1 protein-coding gene is annotated in these 231 nt (G+C 30.7%); it reads right to left on the reverse strand.

Annotated elements, in window-relative coordinates:
- Positions 1-212 (reverse strand): hypothetical protein (locus AAEY57_RS21245; RefSeq protein ID WP_350608813.1); only part of this gene is annotated, 212 nt, incomplete at its 3' end.
- Positions 213-231: the final 19 nt, after the last annotated feature.

The following is a 231-nucleotide window of genomic DNA, read 5'->3' on the forward strand; positions in this document are numbered from 1 at the left end:
GATGTAATCAGGCCGCATTGTTCTCTATATCTTTTATTTTTATTAACAAAAATCACACTGGCATTAGCAAGTAGTATATCTGTATTGATTTTTACTGAAGATTCAACGGTGAGTGAATAACTAAAGCCTTTATTAATTTTTTCGTAGCCATGTAGGTAAGTAACATTAAAGTCTTTGTCATTAACCTTCAAAAAAAAATTAGATTTAGTCAAAACGTTGCAATCCCTGCTC

This window comes from Pseudoalteromonas sp. MER144-MNA-CIBAN-0113 (assembly GCF_040308965.1).
In the GTDB taxonomy this organism is placed as follows: domain Bacteria; phylum Pseudomonadota; class Gammaproteobacteria; order Enterobacterales; family Alteromonadaceae; genus Pseudoalteromonas; species Pseudoalteromonas tetraodonis.